Below are 19,537 nucleotides of genomic sequence, written 5' to 3'. Positions count from 1 at the left end.
AATGAACAGATCCCTTGAAACACTGGCTGGCAGGATTATTGCCGGCGAACAACTCTCAGTGGAAGAGTCCATCGCTCTCTCGGCCTCTAGCGGAACTGATGCCTTTGCCCTCTTTCTGGCCGCAAGCCGGGTCAAGGAACACTTCCTCGGCAACGGCGTCGATCTCTGTTCCATCATTAACGCCAAATCGGGACGCTGCCCGGAAAACTGCGCCTTCTGCGCCCAGTCGGCCCACCACACCACCAACGCGCCCATCTACCCCCTTGTAGACGAAGACAAGATAGTGGCCTGCGCCAAGGAGGCTGAAGCAGCCGGTTCCCACTGCTATGGGATAATCACGAGCGGCACAACGATCAAAAAGGGGGAAGAACTTGACCGTATCTGCCGGGCTGTGCGCCGCATAAGAGAAACTACTTCCATTGCTCCCTCCTGCTCGCTGGGCATCATCGACCATGAAACGGCAGTGACTCTCAAGGAGGCGGGCGTCGAGACCTATCACCACAATCTGGAAACGTCCCGGAGCTTTTTCCCACATATCTGCACCACCCACGACTACGAAGAGGATGTTGAGACGGTACGGGTGGCGAAGCAGGCTGGTCTTACCATATGCTGCGGTGGTATCTTCGGCCTTGGGGAGACGGCGGCGCAACGGGTCGAGCTGGCCATGACCCTGCGGGAGCTTGACGTGGACTCGGTGCCCCTCAATTTCCTCAACCCCATTGAAGGGACCCGGCTTGCGGGCTCAAAACTCATCTCACCCCTTGAGTGCCTGAAAACCATCGCGCTTTTCCGGCTCATCCTTCCGACAAAGAAAATTGCCGTCTGCGGCGGCCGCGAGCAGAGCCTGCGGGACCTGCAATCGTGGATATTCTTCGCGGGAGCGAGCGGAACCATGATCGGCAACTACCTGACCACCACCGGCCGCCCTGCCGAGCAGGACTGGCAGATGCTCAGGGATCTGGAACTGACTGTCGGAGGTTGTTGTGAGTAATGCAATCTTCATCACGGGGACCGACACCGACGTTGGGAAAACGATTGTGACGGCGGCTCTGGCGCGCCTTTTGCGGAAACAAGGGATCAACGTGGGTGTCATGAAGCCGGTCACCAGCGGCTGCGTCGAGCAGGACGGCTCCCTCGTCTCCGAGGATGCGGAACTGCTCGCCTGGGCGGCGGGAGTCCCCCTCGATGAAGAGTGCGCCCCCTATTGTCTCCGCACTCCCATTGCTCCGTCAGTGGCCGCTTCCAGGGAGAACGTCCGGATCGATTTCTCGCGAATACGGAACGCATTCGAAAGCCTTGTGGCCCGCCATGACTTCGTGCTTGTGGAGGGAGCCGGAGGGCTCATGGTCCCCCTTTCGGGAGGGCTCATGGTGGCGGATCTGGCGCTTGCACTGAAGCTTCCGCTTCTGGTGGTGGCACGCCCCAACCTCGGGACTATCAACCACACGGTGCTTACCTGCTTCGCCGCGAAACAGCTCGGCATCGAGGTGCGGGGGACCATCATCAATTCTTACCCCGACAAACCCGACACAGCTGAAGAGTACGCGCCGCACCTCATTGACTCATTGTCCGGCGCTCCCCTGCTCGGCGTATTCCCCAAGGTGGAAGCGGCCGACCAGCGGATCATTGTCGAAACTCTGAGCAACCACCTGTCTGGCCAAGGCACCACAAAAATTCTATTGCGGGAGATTGGCATTGAAACCATCTGACACCAAGACACTTCGTGAGTACGACCGCGCCCATGTCTGGCACCCCTTCACCCAGATGAAGGAGTGGGAGGACAGTGACCCTGTCGTCATTGTCAGAGGCGAGGGCACCTGGATCGTTGATTCTGAGGGGAACCGCTACCTGGACGGCGTCGCAGCCATCTGGACCAACGTCCACGGGCACTGCAAGCGTGAAATCAACGAAGCAATCAAGGCCCAGGTGGACACACTTGAGCACTCCACCCTCCTGGGACTCGCCAACGACAAAGCGGTGCTGCTTGCGCGACGCCTCGTGGAGATTACCCCGCCAGGGCTCTGCAAGGTTTTTTACTCCGACAACGGTTCAACTGCCGTTGAGATCGGCGTCAAGATGGCCTTCCAGTACTGGCAGCATCAAGGGAAACCGGAGAAAACAAAATTTATTTCGTTCAAAAATGCCTACCACGGCGACACCATCGGTGCCGTAAGCGTCGGTGGCATCGACCTCTATCACGCTGTTTTCCGCCCCCTCCTCTTCCCAACAATCCAAGCCCCCGCCCCTTACTGTTACCGCTGCGAGTTCGGCGAGAGGGACAGCGCCAACTGCGGCATGCGCTGCCTCAAGGAACTGGAACGGCTCATGGAAATCCATGCCCATGAAGTTGCCGGCCTGGTGATCGAACCCTTAGTCCAGGGCGCCGGTGGCATGATCGTACAGCCCGACGGTTTTGTCCGGCGGGTCAGGGAACTCTGCGACCGCTACGACATCCTGATGATCGCCGATGAGGTGGCGGTAGGCTTCGGTCGCACCGGAGCCATGTTCGCCTGTGAACGGGAGGGGATCACCCCCGACATCATGGCCCTTTCCAAGGGGATTACGGCAGGTTATCTTCCCCTCGCCGCCACTATGACGACCCAGAAGGTCTATGATGCCTTTCTCGGCGACTATCCAGAGATGAAGACCTTCTTCCACGGCCATACCTTCACCGGCAACCCCATTGCCTGCGCTGCGGCATTGGCGAGCCTCGACCTGTTCGAAAACGAACGGCTCCTCGATAGCCTCACCAACAAAATTGGTTACTTGACAGAAAGACTTCAAGCATTAAATGAAGTCAGGCACGTGGGAGAAGTACGCCAGTGCGGCATGATCGCCGGCATCGAACTGGTGAAAGATGCAGAAACACGGGAACCATTCCCCTGGGAGGAGCGGGTCGGCATTCAGGTATGTCTCGAAGCCCGTAACCGTGGTGTTTTCCTCAGGCCCCTCGGCAACATCATCGTTGTATTCCCCCCCCTCTCCATCAGCCTCGACGAACTCGCTTTCCTCATGGACGGTATTGAAGCTTCAATCAGGGCCATCACCGAATTGCGAACCTGACGTCGGCTTATTGTAAATAAAGAAGGGGGCGGCCACCATTTTGTGACCACCCCCTTTTTCTTCGATCCAAAAACCTGTTGTCAGAATCTGCCGCGAAGAACTTCCGCTGTCAGGACAACTTCCCTTTCGCCCTTCGTCCCGACAGGAACAAATCCGGGAACGATTGTTGGAACCGCCAGCTTCACTTTACCGTTATCAACTTCAGCCAAGGCCCGGGTTGTCTTGATGGAGCCATAGGCAGCGCCGGCAAGAACACCACCGGCAGCCCCATAGCCAATATAGTCAAGGTGATCGCCCGGCTTGTCCGCCAGGGCAAGGAACGCCGCTCCTGCAACCCCTCCCACAAGCCCTCCGAGAAAAGCATTGCGGAAAATGCTCTCAAAAGCATCATCGGCCATACAGGGTGTACACCAGATCACGAGGAGAAGAAATGTGATCACGCCCCAAAGGCCTCGATGTGCTCTATCCATTGCCAACCCCTGTGTCAAAATATCAGACTACAGGGTTATAGCAAAAACCAGACCGGTCGGGGGCACGACAGCAATCAAACCCACAACCAATCGTATATACGGTATATTTTAGACACCAATCGCACTCACTACCAATAAATCATCCCATGACGTGTCCGAGACAGATACAGCAACAGACAGGCGGCCCTGTCAAAATTTCCGAACGTGCTAAAATGGTCAGTTTAGTCAGTAGGCTGAAGGTCTGACAGACCGTGGCCTAATCGCTACACAAAGTTGAGCATCTGTTTGACGAGCCGGGATTCCTCCTCCCTCGTTGACACTTCTCCATTCAATCGCGCCGAAAGTACCGCATCGAGGATCTCTCGGTAACGAGGGCCCGGTGGAAGTCCGATAGCCTTGAGATCATCTCCGGTAAGCATACAGGTAACTTCGCGCAGTTGTGTGACGTAGAGGGAGACGAACTTCCGCACCTCATCACGACGAGTCTTGGCCATTATGTACAGAAGCACCTCAGGGGAGAGGCCACGAAGCCAGAAGTAGATGTTACTCCGCAGAACCGGCTTCTTCCCGGCAACTTTTCGCTCCATCACGGCCAGCATCTGCTCGCCATGCACCCTCATGTCAATGAGCTTCTCCCGGTAATGTTCCGAAACGGATAGCCGTGTGCACATCTCAAAGAACGCATCATCGGCAAGGAGTGAAGTGAGTGCAAGAAAATAGACCACCCATGTCTCCACCTGGTCTCTCTGGTAGAGCAGTTCGAACCAGGTCACAACCTTCTTGACCTCGTCCAGTACCCTCAGATTTTCAGTTTCAAGCGTCAGGTCAGGATGAATGAAACCCAACAACCCCAGACTCTCCATGCGCAGGATTGCCCGGACCGGCTCCCGCTCCCGGAGGATGATGACCAACTCGTTCAGAAGGCGCCTGCCGCCGAGCTTGTCGAGAAAGCCCATCTTCACGGCATTTCTGACAAGGTTCTCCGTATGCCGCGCAATCTGGAACCCGAGTCGTTGCTCAAAGCGGACAGCCCGGAAGACCCGCGTTGGATCCTCCACGAACGAGAGATTGTGGAGGACCCGGATGACCTTGTCCCGCAAATCGCGGTAGGCACCAAAATAATCGATGAGAAGCCCGAAGTTGGCTGTGTTGAGCTGGATCGCAAGGGTGTTGATGGTGAAGTCACGCCGGTACAGATCCATCTTAAGGGAGGAACGCTCCACGGTTGGAAGGGCACCGGGAGTTTCATAGAACTCAAGGCGGGTACTTGCCACATCGATCTTGAAACCGTCGGGAAGCACAATGACAGCGGTACCGAACTTGGCGTGGCTCTTGACGCGGCACTCATGGGTCGCCGCAAAGGTTTCGGCAAAGAGGATGCCATCCCCCTCCACCGTAATATCGATATCGTCGTTCTTCCCGCCCAGCAGCAAATCCCTGGCAAAGCCGCCGATGGCGAATACAGGCAGTTCAAGCCCATCCCCTACCTTCCCCAGTTCGCGAAGCGTATCCACCACCCTGCGCGGAAGGTTCTTGTTCATGAGATGGACCACCTCGCGACGGCGTACCGGCGGGTTTTCCCTGCCGAGATCGTAGACCGCCTCGGCGTTGTGCTGCATGCCGGAGTACATATAGCGGAGGAGATCGGTCCGCGTTATGACCCCCACAAGATCCTCGCCGGCAAAGACAGGGACCAGCCGCCGATGCTGCCCGACGATGTAGTTCTGGATGACGGCGATGGGGGTGTCGGGATCAGCCAGCATGAACTCCGTATGCATATATTCGCTGACCGACAGGGAGCCGAGCCCGTGATAGAGGGCCTTCTCCACAATACGGAGAGAGATGATCCCGACCATCCCCCCTCCCTCGATAACCGGCATGGAGTTCACATTGTAGCGGGTCAGGAGTTCGCGGGCTTCGGCAATGGTGGTCTCCACCGGCAGCGTCTTCACCGGAGACGACATGAGATCGCCGGCCGTACGCTTAGGGTTGATCCACTCGGGGAAAAGTTGCTTGAGTCGTGCCAAGGCCTGGATGACAGTATGATCGCGAACCGTTGCGGAGGCAGCGGTTGCATGGCCTCCACCGCCCAACTCGCGCAGGATCGCCCCCACGTCCACTTCAGGGATGCGGCTTCGAGCCACGATGTAAACCCGCTCCCCCATGCCGACCACGATGAAGAGCGATTCAAGGTTTTCCATATCGCGCATCATGTGGGCCAGCACGGCAACATCTCCCACATAATGGTCAATGGACGCGTGAGCGAGCGAAATATCGACACCATTAACGCTCGCCGTCTGCAGCGAATGGAGGAGGTCGTTCAATAGCGACACCTGCTCCGGCGTTAGTTCCTGGGAAACGAATTCGGCAACAACATTCAGGTTTGCTCCATGGGCAAGAAGCCACGAAGCTGCTCCATAGTCATCAACCGTTGTGGATGGAAAGGTAAGGTTTCCGGTATCCTCGTAAATGCCGAGCATCATGAGGGTCGCTTCAACCGGCGTCACCTCGATCCCCTTTTCCATGAGTATCTTGGTCAGAATAGTCGTGGATGAGCCGCACTCGCGGATCTCGCCGCCGATCTTGGTGATGTCTCCCGCGGAGTCTGGATGATGGTCGTAGATATGAACTTCGACGTCAGGCCGCTTCGCCACCTCGGCCAAGCGGCCGATACGCGATGTGTGACGGCAATCCACGAGGATAAGCCGTGATATCTGGGCAGGATCAATGTCCTTCAGGCGGGTCAAGGCCGGCATATAACCGGTGGTCTTGAGAAAGAAATCCCTCATGCTCTTTTCCTGGGAACCGGGAAAGACCATGAGGGCTTCGGGATAGAGCTTCTTCGCTGCTACCATGGCGCCAAGGCAGTCAAAATCGGCGTTCACGTGGGTGGCGATAACGTCCATGGAAGAGAGTGTGCCGTATCAGCGGCAAAAGTAAAGGAAAAGATCAGCGGGACGCCGCCATCGGCTTAGGGGGGAACGGTTGATAGACGGGATTTTCTCCCGCCACTTCCACCACCGGGGCATCATCGATCAATTCCAGCTCACCGCTGTCCTCGCCGTACTCAGACTCGCCTACGGCCCAGTCGTAGAGCTTTTTGGAATCAAAGAGAACCGGCTTTGCCGGGATACCGTACATGCGGTTTTGCATCGACTCATCAAAGAGGCCAACGCACCCATGGGATGCGGGTTTTCCGGGGAGATCCCGTGCATGAATCCAGTATGACACATTGTCGGCGCCGATATGGAAACGCATGGCGAAATCCATCGGATACTGGGCCGACAGATCGTCGGTCTGGTAGAGGGATGAGGTATGGGTACGGTGACGGGCATCAATACGGAAAAGGCCTGTCGGGGTTTCATGGCCCGTTTTGCCAGTAGCTGCCGGCATGGAAAACTTGAGCTTGCCATTCTCATAGGCGCCGATCCACTGCTCGGTAAGGCTGATGAGGATAAACTTTTGGTAGCGCTTTGCCGTCTCATACTCAAGGGGGAGCGGAGTATAGCTGCGGGCTGATGCCATATCGGAAGGGACTTTGATGGTCATTCCCGGATAGGTGTGGCGCCGGTCTATCCTGTTGAAACGGGCGACCGTCACCCAATCGTTGCCGAAAAGGGATTCAAGGGTCTCGTTGGGCTTGATGAAGTGGGGCTTCCAGTCGATCTTCCGAAGACTCGGATAATCGATCCGCGTCAGGTCCTCCTTGGAGCTGTCCTTGGGGGATGCGGAGGGGTCTGCGGTGGATTCGGGTTGACGAATGACGATTGCAGCGAAAATGAGAAGAGCGATGACGTATGCCAGCTTGCGGATCATGGGTACCAGGCCTGCGGAAAAAAGGAAAGGGGCCGAAGCCCCATTTACGTTACGCGGAAAGTAACACTTTTCATCGCTACGGTCAAGGGTTAGACGCCTGCCGCCCCGTGAACCGTTCAGCGATTATCATCTCCACGGCACTGTAGGGATCGGTCCGACGCGCCGCCATATCCTCGACAATCTCCCGAAAGCGGCCATTTACATGTATATGGCCATAGACTTCGGCAAAGAGCCGTTCCCGCAGCAAATCCATGAACTGCCGCGCGCTCCGCTCTTCCTTAAGACGTTCAAGGGCACCGGAATTCACGAGGTGGCCGTGGTGCGCCTCGATCTCATCTACCATTTCTTCGATGCCCTTGTTGCGGCTTGCCTCGGTAAGGAGCACCTTCGGCTGCCAATCGCCCGGTTTGGCCTGCTTCATCTCCAGCATGGCAGCAAGCTCGCGGGCAGTCCGGTCAGCCCCTTCCCGGTCGGCCTTGTTGACCACGAAGAGATCGCCGATTTCGAGCACTCCCGCCTTGATGGCCTGGATGTCGTCACCCAGGCCTGGCACCGAAACAACCACGGTCGTATGGGCCATACGGACAATATCGATCTCATCCTGCCCAACGCCGACAGTCTCGATGATGACCACATCCATCCCCATGGCATCCATGACGTTCACCACGTCGCCGGTGGAGCGGGAAAGTCCCCCCATATGTCCTCGGGTGGCGAGACTCCGGATAAAAACGCCGGGGTCTTCGGCATGGCGGTTCATCCTGATCCGGTCGCCAAGAATCGCCCCCCCCGTAAAGGGGCTTGTGGGATCGATGGCCACCACCCCCACCCTGCGTCCCCGTTGACGATAGGCGGCAGTGAGCTGATCAACCAGGGTCGATTTACCTGCCCCCGGAGGTCCAGTGATGCCCAGTATGAACGCACGCCCTGTGTGGGGATAGAGACTCTTCATCTCCTCGGCAGCGCTCCGAAATCCATCGTCCAGGTCTCGCATGAGACGGGCCGCGGCACGTAAATCGCCGTCAAGTATCCTCTGAGCCAAAGACATTCGTCGTTCCTTCCAAAAATTCAGTCATTCGCCCCCGCTCAGTCGACGTGGCAAAGAGATATGCATAAGACGCTGCCTCGAGGGCGCAGCCGGTCTTCAGGTCACAGTCCTCGGCGGCATTGATCGCCTTCTTTGCCATGGCAAGGGCAGCGGGCGAGACTTTAGCGATCCGCTCCGCAAAAGCCACGACCCTCTCCCAGAATTCACCGGCTGGGTATACCCGGTCCACGAGTCCCATCCGCAGGGCATCGGCAGCGCGGTAAGGTTCGGAGGTCATGAAGATTTCCCGGGCGTAATTTCTCCCCACCAGGCGTGGCAGCTTCTGGGTGCCGCAAAAACCGGTAATGATACCCAGTTTTGCGCCAGGGTGTGCAATGACGAGTGCATCGCTGGCGATCCGCAGATCACAGGCAAGTGCCAGGTCGCATCCCCCCCCCATGGTAATTCCGTTAAGAGCGCCGATGACTGGCTTGGGACACGACTCTATTGCCTCGAACAATGATTGCCCGAGCTCGCCAAAGGAAAAGCCGTCGGCAGGACCGAACTCCGCCATTTGGGAGATATCGGCGCCGACGGCGAAGGATTCGCCCGGATAACCGGTGATGACGAGACAAACCGCCTCGGGGTCGTGCGAAAGTTCGGTGATGGCCCGTTTCACTTCTCTCAGTGTAGTAATGCTGAGTTTATTGAAACGCTGGCCGGAACACAGCAGGATGTAACCGACTTTATTGCGGATCTCGATACGAAGTTTTTTATACGGCATGGGATAACGTACTATGCGCGCGGGGCCACGTTTTCACGCACCCACTGCACAATGGACTCAGTTGAGGTTCCTGGCGTAAATACCTCGCTGACGCCAGCCTGTTTGAGCCCGGGAATATCGTCATCGGGGATAACGCCTCCGCCAAAAACTACGATATCGTCAGCCTTCTTCTCCTTGAGCAGTTGGCAGACCCGCGGCAGGAGCGCATTGTGGGCACCCGAGAGGATAGACAAGCCAACCGCGTCAACGTCCTCTTGAATGGCTGCGGAAACGATCTGCTCCGGCGTCTGATGGAGCCCCGTATAAATGACCTCAAAACCGGCATCACGGAAAGCTCGGGCAATAATCTTCGCCCCACGGTCATGGCCGTCGAGCCCGGGTTTACCCACCAGAATACGCAGTGTTCTTTCAGTCATGACTCTCTCCCCTTATTTTTCTATTCCGACTCGAGCCGGAACACCGGCACGATAGTAATGCTTGATCTCCCGCATTTCAGTAACAAGATCAGCGGCAGCGATGACCCGTTCATCAGCATTTCTGCCGGTCAAAACGAGTTCAACACTCAAAGGTTTCTGCTCCATGAGTATCAGCAGATCCTCAACTGACAAAAGCCCGAAAGAAACGGCACCGTTTACTTCGTCAAGAATAACCAGATCGTACTCCCCGGAGGTCAAGGCAGTGCGTGCTGTTTCGAGAGCTTCCCGGGCAAGACGCGCATCCTCCGGATCGGGATTATCCCTATCAACCCACCCCGGTCTCCCGGTCTGGATTATAGTAAAGTCGGGAGCGAACCGCTCGGCGGCAGCATGTTCCCCATAGGGGCCTCCCCCCTTCATGAACTGAAGCATGAACACCTTCATGCCCCTGCCAAGGGCACGGAAAGCAAGTCCGAGGGCAGCAGTGGTCTTCCCCTTGCCATTACCCGTGTAAATTTGAATACACCCTTGCTCCAGTTTCATGGTCCCTTCCCAGTTACCGTCCGGTAAAGCGGGGTTCCCGCTTCTCCATGAAGGCGCGCATCCCTTCTTTTTGGTCGTCAGTGGAAAAGCAGAGCGCAAAGGCATCGCGTTCCATCAAACAGGCTGTGGCAAGATCGATACCCGCCCCGGCGTCGATGACCTCCTTCGCCACGCGGAGGGAAAGAAGCCCACGGTTGCAGATATTCTTGACCAACGAGACTGTCTCGGCGAGAAGCCGGTCATCAGAGACAACACGGTTGACAAGCCCAATGGAGTGGGCCTTCGCCGCATTTATCCGCTCCCCGGTGAATATCATCTCCTTTGCCCGTGACTTGCCGATCAACCGCGGCAGACGCTGCGTGCCGCCGAAGCCGGGCATGACGCCGAGAAGAACCTCGGGAGCGGCGAAGACTGCTGACTCAGCAGCAACAATGAAATCACAAGCCAGCGCCAGTTCAAGCCCGCCACCAAGCGCATGACCGTTCACGGCAGCCACCACCGGTTTTCCGACCCTCTCGACGGCAAACATGAGCCGTTGCCCCAATTCGGCGAATGACGACGCCTCGGCAGGACTCATGCGGGCCATCTCGGAGATATCAGCGCCGGCACAGAAACTCTTTCCCTCACCGGTAACCACAATCCCCTTCACCCTCCCATCGTCCTTAAGCGAGGTGAATGCAGAGAGCAAACCCAAAACCAGATCTCGACTCAAGACGTTACGTGACTCAGGTCTGGCCAAAGAAACAACGGCAATGGCATCATCATGCCTGACGGCAATCTGTTTTGCGCTCAAAACCATCTCCTGTTTTAGTACCGATAAAAACCGCAGTGACGGACTATAACAACAGCGCCGATTGGCTGTCAAGGTGTATTCAACGGGAAGTATAACGATTTTTTACTATCACTTAAACTTACTCAATACCTCTCGTCCCTCCGAATAAAATTCAAAGCTTGACATGGTTTAACGGTTTTGTTATTAACTTTCTACTTTTTGGGCGATTAGCTCAGCGGGAGAGCACTGCCTTCACACGGCAGGGGTCACTGGTTCGAACCCAGTATCGCCCACCAGAGAACACGACCGGTCAAGTCAAGAAACTTGGCCGGTTTTTTATTGCGATTTAAAACAGTTACAACACTGCACACCAGCCCATTTAACCATCAATTTCTCCACTCGCCAACGATTCCCACACAACCTAGTCAAGCCTGTGCCCATTTTGTGCCCAAATCGCTACAATCACATTCTCAAAAACTCTCGTCGGGAGTACCCAAGTCTCAGCCGCATCAAGTAAGTGCACAGTCCTTATGCTGTATTCCGAGGGAAATGGTCAGCTGCTATGCAAGCGAAAAATAGAAGGTAGCACCCTCCCCACTTCTCCCTCGGCCCACACCTGCCCGTCGTGCCGCTGAACGATCCGCTGCACCGTGGGGAGTCCTATTTCATGTCCCGTGTATTCGCTCGTGCCGGGGAGTCGCTGGAAGGGGGTAAACAGTTTGTCCGAATGGGCCATCTCAAAGCCGGACCCGTTGTCACGGACGAAATACGCCGGTTTACCGTCAACCTCGGCCATACCGAACTCGATGACCGCATCTTCACGTTTGCTGGTGTACTTGCAATAACTTCGGATCACCGTTGACTGTCAGCCCATCCGAAATGGTAAAGGTCACCTTACGTCGGGGCTCCCCCATTTCCAAATTCAGCGGCCACAGCACGCGCCATTCCGCTCAGATCTACCGTTTCCCGATGCAGCTCGCGGTGGGGAACGGAAAAGACAACCAAGCTAGCGCGCGAACTGGAGCGCTTCATAAGTGAGGCGCCCGGCGACACGCGACGCGTCCTCCGACGACTCGCCGAAAGCAATCTGGGCCGACTGAAGGCTCCGGGCATTGAATCCCTGGGAGATCGCGTTAGCCGCAATCTAGAGCGGCTCACCGGAGCTATTGCTGCTGTGGCGCTCGTGATCGGCGACGCGATGCTGGTGATTGCCCGGCTGGGTGGCGGGGTTCAGATACTCGGCGAAACAATGATTGTCAGCGGGATTTTCGGCACTATCATCGTCGGTATCGGCGCATTGCGTCGCGAGCGCGATCGACGCTGACGCTCCCCTTCTGAAAATACATGTTACAATCAAGTAGCTGGATAATCGGTGCCGGATAGAAATATGAACCGGCCTGAATAACGGACAACCACAGTTCAAGGTCCTGGAGGAAGCGGCATGCCTGTTCAAGCCACTCTTGGCAAAGCGTGACCCCATGGTCGAACTGGAAGGCCCCGACGCGTACCAGCACATAGTAAAGGAAGAGGAAAAGGGGGTCAGCTTTTACGAGGAGCTGGCTACACAGGCGAAGGACCAGGGAGCCCGCGAGATCCTGCTTATGATCGCCGCCGAGGAGCGGAAGCACCTAAGCATCGGCGAGAACATCTACGCTTTCGTCGAATCACCCAAAAACTTCCTTGCCTGGGACGAATTCAGCAACCTCAAGGATTATTGATATGCTCCGCTCAGTCTGGAGTTGGAATCGGGATAATCGGCACCGGAGGTACCCATGTCACCGGCAATAAGCACCTTCGTCAGTATCTTGTTCCTCGTGCTCGGAACTGCGGCGGTCTGGACGATGATGATGCGGTTCGGGAGGCAGTCGACCAGCACCACACTCCTCACAATCCACCGGGTGGCCGGCTGGTCGTTCGCCCTCGTATTTGTAGTAATGACCACGGTGATGACCGAACGAATGACGCGTCACTGGGAACCGCTTTCGGCGCTTAGCACGTCCACGCCACCCAGGCTGTCACCCTGTTGTTTCTGCTGATGCTGAAGCTCGTCATCCCACGGTTCTTTCCCGGACTGCTGAAGCATATCGTCTTTATCGGATTTGCGGTATTCCTGCTGGCGTTTACCCTGGTGGGGATTTCGGCGGGATACTACCTCGCGCTCAAGATCCGGAAAATTCCGTACATTTCCCACAATGACCTGTCGAATACCGAACTGGACTCCCAGCGCGGCAAGCAGTTCCTGATCGTCAAGTGTGCCACCTGCCACATTGTGAAGGATATTTTGAGCAACAATACGCCGGAGGAGTGGGAAAGAATCGTCAACAGGATGGTCAAGCTGGCGGCGCCACAGATCACGCCAGGCGAGGCGAGACAGATAATCTACTTTCTCACGACCGAATACAGTTCCCGCACCGGTGACCCGATCCGTCGCATTCCCCCAGCTCATTGATGAGAAAACATTTCACGTGAGGCACTTGCAACGTGTCGCGAGGAGACTGGAATGCAAGGCGCCGCATCCTCTCTTGCGCGCAATACCAATTTTGCTCGTATGTAACGCCAGAAAATTCTTATGCCGAAGGATCTGATTATGTCCTTCAATCCTGTGCTTGTTGTTGCAAAGGTGGAGAAAGCCGGAGTGGTATCAGACCACCACCCGTTATGCGCAACCCGATGAACCGGCACCCCATCACCCTGCTGGGCGTCGGACCGCTTTACTACTTCCTGCACACCTACCTCCTGGTCCCAGTTGCCGGTTCTAAATTCTGACCAACAATCCCCGCGTCAAACTAAATTTCGAGCCGAATCCCCAATTCAACGACCCGCTCGGGCGGAATCCTGAAGAAATCTGTCGACGGCAGGGCGTTACGGGTCATGAACGAGAACAGTTTCTCCCGCCAGAGCATCATGCCGCGGCGCTTCAGGGAGGGGATCAGGGTCTCGTGGGCAAGGAAGTACGTGGTGGTGTCCAGATTCACCTTCAGGCCGAACAATTCACACTCGCGCAAGGCAACCGGCACATTGGGGCTCTGCATGAAGCCATAGTTTACGGTCACTTGGGAGAAGCCCTGTTCCAGTCTGATGACCTCAAGTCGCTTCTCTGCCGTTACCCGGGGGACTTCTCTAGTAACGACAGTGAGGAGTACGACCTGCTCATGTAACACATGGTTATGGGCGAGATGATGGAGCAGTTGGGGAGGGGCTCCGGGAACACGCTTGACCATGAATACCGCCGTGCCCGGAACGCGCAACGGGGGATTCGCGGCAATCCGCAGCAGGAAGTGGTCGAGAGGTTCCCTGGTTTCCTGGAGTCGTTGAGCGAGGATTTCCCGGCCACGGTGCCAGGTCGCCATCATGGCGAAGACGATGCCGCCCGCTGCCAGGGGAAACCAGCCCCCGGCCCCGATTTTCAGCATGTTCGCGCCGAAAAATGACAGGTCCACCGTCAGGAACAGTGTCGTGATCAGAGCGGCAGCGACGGGATGCCACCGCCATGTGCCGACAGCAACAAAAAATGCCAGTACCACCGTGATCACCATGGTGGTCGTAACCGCCACGCCGTAGGCACCGGCAAGTTTGCTGGAAGAGCCGAAACCGAGCACGAGGGAGATCGTCACAATCATGAGCAGCCAATTGACGCTGGGGATGTAGATCTGCCCGATTTCTTCCCGGGAGGTCTGGATGATATGGACGTGCGGGAACTGCCCGAGCTGTACGGCCTGCCGGGTAAGGGAAAATGCTCCGGATATTACCGCCTGTGAGGCAATCACGGTGGCAAGGGTAGCAAGCACTACCAGGGGATAGAGCGCCCAACCGGGCGCCAGATTGAAGAACGGTTGGCGCGCCTGCCCGGGATTGAGCAGGATAAGGGCTGCCTGGCCGAAATAGTTGAGCAGCAGTGCGGGGAGCACCAGGGCGAACCAGGCGAGCCTGATGGGAAAACGCCCGAAATGCCCCATGTCGGCGTACAAGGCCTCCCCGCCGGTCACCACCAAAAAAACGGCCCCGAGGACCACGAAACCGTGCCAGCCGTTGTGGATGAAGAAATCGGCGCCATGGGCCGGATTGACGGCGGTGAGTACCTGTGGCGCACGGACAATCCAGCTGATGCCCAAGATGGGCAGCGTCGCGAACCAGAGGAGCATGACGGGGCCGAACACGGTGCCGATCCGGGAGGAGCCGCGCTTCTGGAAGCGGAAGAGGAGCACCAGGACCGCGATGGTGATCGGCAGCACGTACGGCTTCAACCCCGGAGCCGCGATCTCCAGCCCTTCCACGGCGGATAGGACCGATATTGCCGGGGTAATGGCCCCATCGCCATAGAGGAGCGCCGCGCCGAACAGCCCGATAAAGAGCAGCACCCGACTCTTCCGGGAACGGTCGCGCCAGGGCGCGAGCAGTGCCAAGAGCGCCAGGATGCCCCCTTCGCCGTGGTTGTCGGCACTCATCACGAAGAGCAGATACTTGATCGATATGGTGATCATGAGCGCCCAGAAGATGAGCGACAGTACGCCAAGGACGTTGTCCGGCGTTGGCGGAAACGGATGGGAGCCGTGGAAGCATTCCCGCAGGGCATAGATCGGGCTCGTCCCGATGTCGCCGTAGACAATCCCGAGGGCAGCCATACTAAGCAGAAGAATGGGGCGGTCCGATCTACGATGTCCGTCATCCTCTGCAGCAGAAAGCAAAGGATGGATTTCTCCTTGAATACTGCTTTTCATTGGCTCACCGTTGAACCGTGTTCCCGTTATGCACTTCCTCGATCAACTTGTGGATTTCAGCGATGACGACGTTCTGCGCTTCAAGATTCTCCAGAATGACCCGAATTTCGGTTTCCGCCTTCTGGTTGACTTCGTAATGATGTGCGCCTCGATACGGTCGCGATCTGCCTTCCGGTTCTGGCTCATCATGATCATGGGGGCGGTGTAGGCCGCCTGGAGAGACAGCACGAGATTCATCAGAATGAAGGGATAGGGATCCCAATGTCGCACCCAGGCGGTAACATTGAGAATCGCCCACAAGGTGAGAAGTATGGACTGCCCGATGATGAAATGCCACGAACCAACCTTTGCGGCGATCCAGTCTGACGCTCTCTGGCCTACCGTAAGCCGTTCCTTGATAACTTCGTTGACGTTCTTTATCGGAGCGTGTTCATGCATGTAAGGCGGAGGGAATGCGGGCTGTTTCATGGTGCTCTCCTTGTCATTACGTTATCATCAGGTCTCAAATCCTGATTGTTCTGATTCGCCGGGTTTGCGCTCCAGTTCCGCAATGACCTGAGCGCCAAGGAGCAGGATTACCGCCACGACTTCTATGCTGAGAAGGGCCACCACCGTCACGGCGATGGAACCATAAATGACGTTTACCATGGACACGACCGCGTAATACCAGATCAGCACCCGGCGGGTGATCTCCCATAAAACCGCTGCGGTTACCCCGCCGATGAACGCGTGACGAAACCTGACCCGCACCACGGGCATAACCAGATAGATGGAGGTGAATATCAGCACCTCGCCAGCTATCCCCAGGACATACAGCGCCAAGCCTGTATTACCGCCAAGGTTCAAACTCCAGCCGAGAATAGTCAGATGCCTGTTTTCGAGGGTTTCGATTGCTCCCACAATAAACGACACCAGAACGATGCCGAGACCCATCACAAAGATGTACAGATAGGGAATGATAGCGGAGATGAGAAAGTTGCGGCGCTGAATCCTGACCCGCTGAAAAAAGATTACCGACATGGCGTTTTCCAGCATGGAAAAGGCCAGGGAACTGAAGAACAGCATGACGATAAAGCCGATGATACCGATCGCCTTGCGATGTTCAAGGAACCCCCGCACCTGTTCGGTTAACGTCACCGCATATCCGGGGATCACCATTCCCAGATACGTTGACAAGGTGAGAATCAACTGCTGTTCTTCGATGAAATTGGTCAGGACGATGAGGGCAAGGATTGACATGGGCACAATCGACAAGAGGGTATAAAAGGCGACAGCGCCGGATAACAAGAGCCCCTGATTGCGTCTGAACCCGCGCACCACCCTCAGCAGAAAGCTAAAGAGGCGACCCATGACCTGCCCTCTCATCGTTGCCACAGGATAGAGGCGGCTTCCAGGGGAACTGCGATGCCTGTGCGGTGAGGAATCACACGCGCCGTATAGTCTGTGGCTGGTCGTGTCGCCGGCACCTGGGCTCCAAAGAGGTAGCCGTTTTCCGCGCCTACCAGTTTTTGACCGCGCGTCATCTCCTTGCGCACCGGATTACCGCCGTTGACTCCTTCGGCGTATAACTCGACCAGTACCGCATCCGGATCGAGGCCGTTGAGATAGACCTGAACCTCGACTATATGCTGATCCCCTTTATTCGTAATCGTTGCTTCGCCGAAGCGAAGATTATCCCACCCCCGTTCCAGGGCGTGCCGCCATGCCACCACCTGCGCACCCACTTCTCCCTTATCGGCGGCTCGCTTGCGGTAGGCAACAGCGGCAGGGATATAGTACTGATCGGTGTACTGGCGCACCGTACGATTACTGGAAAAATACGTTGTAAGACGGGACATGCTTTCACGGATACGTGCCACCCAGGCTGCAGGGATACCGTTCCGGTCGCGGTTGTAAAACTCGGGGACCACCTCCTGTTCAAGAAGTGCATAAAGTGCCTCGGCTTCGGCAGCATCCCAGACCGGGTCGCTGCCATGCTCCTTTCCGTCGCCCAGCGCCCACCCCACGTCAGACGTGTAGGCTGCAGCCCACCAGCCATCCAGCTCCGACAGGTTGAGCCCGCCATTGACGAGCACCTTCATGCCGCTTGTGCCGCACGCCTCCCAAGGCCGCCGTGGTGTATTGATCCAGACATCCACCCCTTGCACAAGACGTTCGGTCATCAGCATATCGTAGTCGCTCAGGAAGACCACGTGCCTGCACGCTTCGGGGCGCCGGATAAACCGCATCCATTCCTGAATCATGGCCTGCCCCGCCTGGTCAGCTGGATGGGCTTTGCCGGCAATGATGAGCTGCACCGGTCGCTGCGGATCGGAGAGGATGTGAAGTAGCCTCTCGGGGTCGTACAGCAGCAGGTTCGGTCTCTTGTAGGTTGCGAAGCGGCGCGCGAACCCCAGCGTCAAAGTGTTGGCATCCAAAATATGCTGTGCGCTCCCGATCTCCTCGGGTGCTCCGCCTGAGGCGGCCAGTTGTTTGGACAGACGTTCGCGGACGTAGCCAACGAGAGACTTGCGGGCGTCAGCGCGGAGTTGCCAGAGCTTGCCGTCAGGGACACAACGGATCTTTCCCTCAAGGGTTTCCGTCATTCCCAGCCAGCGCTCCTTGCCACAGTACTCAGTCCAGAGGGCGTCGGCCTCTGCCGAATCCCAGCTCGGCATATGGACGCCATTGGTCACATGCCCCACCGGCACCTCGATCTCCGGCCAGTGCGGGAAGAGAACCTGAAAAATACTCCGGCTCACCTTTCCGTGCAGGCGGCTCACCCCGTTGACCGCTCCGCTCCCCCGTACGGCCAGGTACGCCATATTGAAATATTCCATGGGATCGTCCGGATTGAGCCGGCCGAGGGCCAGCAGATCACGAGGCGGAATGTCGAGCCTGTTCCGGGCATAATCGCCGAGGTAATGCTCGATAAGCTGCGGGTCAAAACGATCAAACCCGGCGGCCACCGGCGTATGGGTGGTGAAGAGGTTCCCCGCCCTTGTAACGGCCAGCGCGGCTTCTAAAGGTTGCCCTGTCTCTTCCATAAAGCTGCGCGCCCGTTCCAATACCGCAAATGCCGCATGCCCTTCATTCAAGTGGCAGACGTCAGGCTTGATGCCGAGTGCTTCAAGCAATCGCCAGCCGCCGATCCCGAGGACCATTTCCTGCCTCAGACGCTGCTCAGGTCCGCCACCATAAAGCTCACTGGTCACTCCCCGATAGGCGGGAAAATTCGCCGCGTCATTGCTGTCCAGGAGGTACAGTTTCACTCTCCCCACCTGCACCTGCCAGGCACGCAACCAGAGCGAGTAACCGGGCAACACAATCTCCAGCCGCAGCCACTCCCCGTTCGCTTCGCGCACCGGCATGACTGGCAATTGCCCGGGATCGTTGTATGGGAAGAGAGCCTGCTGCGCTCCGTACCGATCGATTACCTGACGAAAATAACCTTGCTGGTAAAGGAGCCCCACGCCGACCACCGGTACGCCCAGATCACTTGCCGCTTTGAGCTGGTCGCCGGCCACATTGCCAAGTCCTCCTGAGTAAATAGGTAGCGCTTCGCTCAGCATGAACTCCATGCTGAAATAGGCGACAGAGGTCAAGGTGTTCCGGGGATGCCTCTGCTGAAACCAGGCTGGAACCTCTGCCTCATGACGCTTGATTTCCACCAGGTCATCAACCTTCCTGCGAAAGACGGAATCGTTCAACATTTGCTGGAGGCGGTCCCGCGAGACGGTCTGCAGAACGACCCAGGGATTGTGGGTGAGGTCCCAGAGTTCCGGGTCGAGTTGCGCCCACACTTCGTCGGCCGCATGGTTCCACGACCAGCGCATATTCAGCGCCAGCTCTCCCAGGGAATCGAATCCCTCGACCTCGGTAGGGAAGAACGTATAGATGGGACTGCCAAATCTTTTGAGCTTGCGCACCTTTTCTCTCCTAACCTTCACGC

At 57.0% G+C, this 19,537-nt stretch carries 20 protein-coding genes and 1 tRNA gene; 7 read left to right on the top strand and 14 right to left on the bottom strand.

The annotated features are described in order from the left end of the window. Position 1 precedes the first annotated feature (1 nt). Genes bioB through bioA form a run of 3 tightly spaced genes read left to right on the top strand, consistent with a single transcriptional unit; the run spans position 2 to position 3,063 of the window. The gene (gene bioB, locus KJB29_RS11330; RefSeq protein ID WP_215734670.1) at positions 2-991 is read left to right on the top strand and encodes a biotin synthase BioB; all 990 of its coding nucleotides are present in this window, start codon (positions 2-4) and stop codon (positions 989-991) included. Next, on the top strand, positions 984-1,709 hold the full coding sequence (gene bioD / locus KJB29_RS11325) for a dethiobiotin synthase (RefSeq protein WP_215734669.1): 726 nt from the start codon (positions 984-986) through the stop codon (positions 1,707-1,709). Before bioB ends, bioD begins: the two co-directional genes overlap by 8 nt. Beyond that, positions 1,696-3,063, top strand: coding sequence for an adenosylmethionine--8-amino-7-oxononanoate transaminase (bioA, locus tag KJB29_RS11320; protein ID WP_215734668.1), 1,368 nt, complete (start codon positions 1,696-1,698; stop codon positions 3,061-3,063). The genes bioD and bioA overlap by 14 nt, the downstream gene beginning before the upstream one ends. 80 nt (positions 3,064-3,143) lie before the next feature. Here bioA and KJB29_RS11315 read toward each other — a convergent pair whose 3' ends face one another. The 8 genes from KJB29_RS11315 to KJB29_RS11280 form a co-directional block, all read right to left on the bottom strand. After that, positions 3,144-3,461: a hypothetical protein gene (locus KJB29_RS11315; protein WP_238378999.1), complete on the bottom strand. Its 318-nt coding sequence runs from the start codon at positions 3,459-3,461 to the stop codon at positions 3,144-3,146. A 335-nt stretch (positions 3,462-3,796) separates the two neighbouring features. Beyond that, the gene (locus KJB29_RS11310) at positions 3,797-6,439 is read right to left on the bottom strand and encodes an A-adding tRNA nucleotidyltransferase (RefSeq protein WP_215734666.1); all 2,643 of its coding nucleotides are present in this window, start codon (positions 6,437-6,439) and stop codon (positions 3,797-3,799) included. 43 nt (positions 6,440-6,482) lie between these two features. Further along, entirely contained in the window at positions 6,483-7,349 is an 867-nt protein-coding gene (locus KJB29_RS11305; protein WP_215734665.1) for a L,D-transpeptidase family protein, read from the bottom strand. Between the two features lie 82 nt (positions 7,350-7,431). After that, complete coding sequence (gene meaB, locus KJB29_RS11300) at positions 7,432-8,394, bottom strand: methylmalonyl Co-A mutase-associated GTPase MeaB (RefSeq protein ID WP_215734664.1); 963 nt, start codon at positions 8,392-8,394, stop codon at positions 7,432-7,434. Further along, on the bottom strand, positions 8,369-9,157 hold the full coding sequence (locus KJB29_RS11295) for an enoyl-CoA hydratase/isomerase family protein (protein WP_215734663.1): 789 nt from the start codon (positions 9,155-9,157) through the stop codon (positions 8,369-8,371). Before KJB29_RS11295 ends, meaB begins: the two co-directional genes overlap by 26 nt. Before the next feature lie 11 nt (positions 9,158-9,168). Further along, entirely contained in the window at positions 9,169-9,573 is a 405-nt protein-coding gene (icmB, locus tag KJB29_RS11290) for a coenzyme B12-dependent isobutyryl CoA mutase small subunit (protein ID WP_215734662.1), read from the bottom strand. Positions 9,574-9,585: 12 nt separating this feature from the next. Next, the gene (gene cobO / locus KJB29_RS11285; protein WP_215734661.1) at positions 9,586-10,116 is read right to left on the bottom strand and encodes a cob(I)yrinic acid a,c-diamide adenosyltransferase; all 531 of its coding nucleotides are present in this window, start codon (positions 10,114-10,116) and stop codon (positions 9,586-9,588) included. Between the two features lie 13 nt (positions 10,117-10,129). Continuing rightward, a complete protein-coding gene (locus tag KJB29_RS11280) occupies positions 10,130-10,915 on the bottom strand; it encodes an enoyl-CoA hydratase/isomerase family protein (RefSeq protein ID WP_246561217.1) in 786 nt (261 codons plus the stop codon). Between the two features lie 194 nt (positions 10,916-11,109). Between KJB29_RS11280 and KJB29_RS11275 the strand changes: the two genes are divergently transcribed. Next, a tRNA-Val gene (locus KJB29_RS11275) sits at positions 11,110-11,184 on the top strand. Positions 11,185-11,441: 257 nt separating this feature from the next. On the opposite strand, the gene KJB29_RS19720 is transcribed toward KJB29_RS11275, so the two are convergent. After that, positions 11,442-11,744, bottom strand: coding sequence for a sensor histidine kinase (locus KJB29_RS19720; protein ID WP_343213559.1), 303 nt, complete (start codon positions 11,742-11,744; stop codon positions 11,442-11,444). 318 nt (positions 11,745-12,062) lie between these two features. Here KJB29_RS19720 and KJB29_RS11265 point away from each other — a divergent pair, with 318 nt between their 5' ends. After that, the gene (locus KJB29_RS11265; RefSeq protein ID WP_215734659.1) at positions 12,063-12,212 is read left to right on the top strand and encodes a hypothetical protein; all 150 of its coding nucleotides are present in this window, start codon (positions 12,063-12,065) and stop codon (positions 12,210-12,212) included. 154 nt (positions 12,213-12,366) lie between these two features. Further along, on the top strand, positions 12,367-12,606 hold the full coding sequence (locus KJB29_RS11260) for a ferritin family protein (protein ID WP_246561215.1): 240 nt from the start codon (positions 12,367-12,369) through the stop codon (positions 12,604-12,606). On the opposite strand, the gene KJB29_RS11255 is transcribed toward KJB29_RS11260, so the two are convergent. Further along, positions 12,600-12,830, bottom strand: a complete 231-nt coding sequence (locus KJB29_RS11255; RefSeq protein WP_215734658.1) for a hypothetical protein — start codon at positions 12,828-12,830, stop codon at positions 12,600-12,602. The two genes, KJB29_RS11260 and KJB29_RS11255, sit on opposite strands and share 7 nt — an antisense overlap. A gap of 81 nt (positions 12,831-12,911) precedes the next feature. On the opposite strand from KJB29_RS11255, the gene KJB29_RS11250 reads away from it, so the two are divergent. Further along, entirely contained in the window at positions 12,912-13,337 is a 426-nt protein-coding gene (locus KJB29_RS11250) for a hypothetical protein (protein ID WP_215734657.1), read from the top strand. A 337-nt stretch (positions 13,338-13,674) separates the two neighbouring features. Here KJB29_RS11250 and KJB29_RS11245 read toward each other — a convergent pair whose 3' ends face one another. The 4 genes from KJB29_RS11245 to glgP form a co-directional block, all read right to left on the bottom strand. Beyond that, on the bottom strand, positions 13,675-15,510 hold the full coding sequence (locus KJB29_RS11245) for a potassium transporter Kup (protein WP_246561238.1): 1,836 nt from the start codon (positions 15,508-15,510) through the stop codon (positions 13,675-13,677). A gap of 138 nt (positions 15,511-15,648) precedes the next feature. After that, positions 15,649-16,074 (bottom strand): DUF1003 domain-containing protein, encoded by a 426-nt coding sequence (locus tag KJB29_RS11240; protein WP_246561201.1) that lies wholly within the window; start codon positions 16,072-16,074, stop codon positions 15,649-15,651. A gap of 27 nt (positions 16,075-16,101) precedes the next feature. Then, entirely contained in the window at positions 16,102-16,956 is an 855-nt protein-coding gene (locus KJB29_RS11235; RefSeq protein ID WP_246561199.1) for a YihY/virulence factor BrkB family protein, read from the bottom strand. Between the two features lie 11 nt (positions 16,957-16,967). Beyond that, entirely contained in the window at positions 16,968-19,514 is a 2,547-nt protein-coding gene (glgP, locus tag KJB29_RS11230) for an alpha-glucan family phosphorylase (RefSeq protein ID WP_215734655.1), read from the bottom strand. Positions 19,515-19,537: the final 23 nt, after the last annotated feature.

It is taken from the genome of Geobacter grbiciae (genome assembly GCF_018531165.1).
GTDB lineage: Bacteria > Desulfobacterota > Desulfuromonadia > Geobacterales > Geobacteraceae > Geobacter > Geobacter metallireducens.
This window is presented reverse-complemented; position numbering and strand designations above follow the sequence as displayed.

What these genes read in the sequence shown, in the direction of transcription:
- cobO (WP_215734661.1), bottom strand. Translation starts at nt 10,116, where the DNA reads ATGAAACTGGAGCAAGGGTGTATTCAAATTTACACGGGTAATGGCAAG.
- meaB (WP_215734664.1), bottom strand. Translation starts at nt 8,394, where the DNA reads ATGTCTTTGGCTCAGAGGATACTTGACGGCGATTTACGTGCCGCGGCC.
- KJB29_RS11235 (WP_246561199.1), bottom strand. Translation starts at nt 16,956, where the DNA reads ATGGGTCGCCTCTTTAGCTTTCTGCTGAGGGTGGTGCGCGGGTTCAGA.
- KJB29_RS11305 (WP_215734665.1), bottom strand. Translation starts at nt 7,349, where the DNA reads ATGATCCGCAAGCTGGCATACGTCATCGCTCTTCTCATTTTCGCTGCA.
- KJB29_RS11315 (WP_238378999.1), bottom strand. Translation starts at nt 3,461, where the DNA reads ATGGCCGATGATGCTTTTGAGAGCATTTTCCGCAATGCTTTTCTCGGA.
- KJB29_RS11310 (WP_215734666.1), bottom strand. Translation starts at nt 6,439, where the DNA reads ATGGACGTTATCGCCACCCACGTGAACGCCGATTTTGACTGCCTTGGC.
- KJB29_RS11245 (WP_246561238.1), bottom strand. Translation starts at nt 15,510, where the DNA reads ATGGCTGCCCTCGGGATTGTCTACGGCGACATCGGGACGAGCCCGATC.
- bioB (WP_215734670.1), top strand. Translation starts at nt 2, where the DNA reads ATGAACAGATCCCTTGAAACACTGGCTGGCAGGATTATTGCCGGCGAA.
- KJB29_RS11260 (WP_246561215.1), top strand. Translation starts at nt 12,367, where the DNA reads ATGGTCGAACTGGAAGGCCCCGACGCGTACCAGCACATAGTAAAGGAA.
- icmB (WP_215734662.1), bottom strand. Translation starts at nt 9,573, where the DNA reads ATGACTGAAAGAACACTGCGTATTCTGGTGGGTAAACCCGGGCTCGAC.
- KJB29_RS11280 (WP_246561217.1), bottom strand. Translation starts at nt 10,915, where the DNA reads ATGGTTTTGAGCGCAAAACAGATTGCCGTCAGGCATGATGATGCCATT.
- KJB29_RS11295 (WP_215734663.1), bottom strand. Translation starts at nt 9,157, where the DNA reads ATGCCGTATAAAAAACTTCGTATCGAGATCCGCAATAAAGTCGGTTAC.
- KJB29_RS11240 (WP_246561201.1), bottom strand. Translation starts at nt 16,074, where the DNA reads ATGAAACAGCCCGCATTCCCTCCGCCTTACATGCATGAACACGCTCCG.